Origin of the sequence: Nocardia neocaledoniensis (genome assembly GCF_029868625.1) — a bacterium.
GTDB lineage: Bacteria > Actinomycetota > Actinomycetes > Mycobacteriales > Mycobacteriaceae > Nocardia > Nocardia neocaledoniensis_A.
This window is the reverse complement of record NZ_JARWOJ010000168.1, coordinates 1-1,617: the sequence shown is the minus strand read 5'-3', so window position 1 is coordinate 1,617 and position 1,617 is coordinate 1. Positions and strand designations below refer to the sequence as shown.

Annotated in this window: 1 protein-coding gene; it reads left to right on the top strand. The window is 64.9% G+C overall.

Annotation, left to right across the window (positions count from 1 at the left end):
- Positions 1-703: 703 nt before the first annotated feature.
- On the top strand, positions 704-1,617 hold a 914-nt coding region (locus tag QH270_RS12040), incomplete at its 3' end, for a hypothetical protein (RefSeq protein ID WP_280340960.1).

Sequence of the window (1,617 nt, the reverse complement as noted above, 5' to 3'; positions counted from 1 at the left end):
ATGATGATCGGGTCAACGCCGAGGAATTCGCGGCCTACCTCAGGAAGAAGATTGCGGGTCCGACAGCCGTTCGGCCACCCGACCCTGCGTGCACAATCCACGTCGGTGACCGGGCAGGAGCGACAACGTTACGTTCGCAATCGGTGCGTTGCAGGCAATGCCCGTGCATGGTGCCGGTGAACCCGCCATCGAAAAACGGTGCAAGCCAAGGACGGCCGCGCGCGCTATGCAGCAATGCGTGCCGTCAGCGCGACTACCGGCGCCGGAAGGCCGCAGCTGCCCACGACAACACATGACGCCGCGGTGGCGTAACCGCAGCGAATCGCCCTGCTGTGCGGATTGGGTGCCATCATGGTTGGGGAAGCCTCGCTCGTTCACGCCGTGGTGGTGAAAGGTGAACTCCTGACCGGTCTCGTCATCGTGGCTGGAACCCATCTAGTTCATCGGCCGCCGATGCAACCTGCGCCTCCTGGGTTCGGGGGCGGCGTACCTGATGAGGATGGTCCAGCAACTGCGAGTGTGCTGCGGTGGATGCGGATACCTGTAGCTGTCGAGTCGGTTCCGGGCCAGCAGCGCGGCCGCCTGCGCCGGCTACTACCGGTCGGTGCAGCGTCGTCGCTGTGGGGTGCAATCCAGTGGCCGGTGCCCGACACGGCGCGATACGGTGGATCCATCGCTGCTGGAGGGGAATCGGGGGTAACAGGTGGGTCTGCGCAATCTTGTCGACTACAGGGGACACTATCTTCTCGACGTCGCCCTGGCGCGTGCTCGGTGCCGGATCGAAATTGCTGGATCGCCGTTCGATCGAGAACGCGCGCGCGATGTTCTCACCGAACGCGGCTGGTCACCGACCTCGCAACCCGGTACCGGCCCCGATGACCGCGACACCTTCGCCCGCGACATTCGAACAGGACTGGGACCGGGCGCGGATGCCGCAGTAGCGCAGCGCCTCCAAGCGGAACTCGAGGACGGATTGTGCGACGCGCAAGTCGCCCTGGTCAGCCTGGAGCGCATCCGCTACCGGCAACTTCACGCGAATCGCCAGTCCCCAGGGCCCGCAGGCCTGACCTACCGCGGTCGCCCCGTCGACACTCTGACTACCTTCGCGCCGGCGCCGGTGTCATCGGAAACGCCCGAGTCCAGAACGGATGACCCGAACCCTACGCCGCCGAATCCTCCCGGTCCGCTAACGGTACTGATGTTGGGATGTCTCACCTTCATCGCCCGGGTGTCACGGCGCTTGCTTCGCTTCATCTACCGCCATCCCTGGCTCCGGAGGTCAGTACGTCGCCTTACCGCCGAGCCGCCCGTCGATCGAAACCGGCGACTGGTGGTGTGCGGAATCGCGGCTGCTATTGGGTTTACGGCTACCGCCCGGTGGGTCGAGGTGGGAGACAACAACGACCTGTCCGGCCCGTTTGTATGGTTCGTGGGATGGGTGGCAGGGCTCGTCATTGTGCTCGGTGTTTGCACGGGGTTGGCGAATCTGGCCACCCGCACGATCTTGCACGCATTGCCGGCAGATGTCAGTCTCCCCGATGGGCACTCTCGATGGCAGGCGACGTGGTGGATCGATTCCACGGCCGCTTCGATCATCGGCGCTCACTCGGCGCAGTT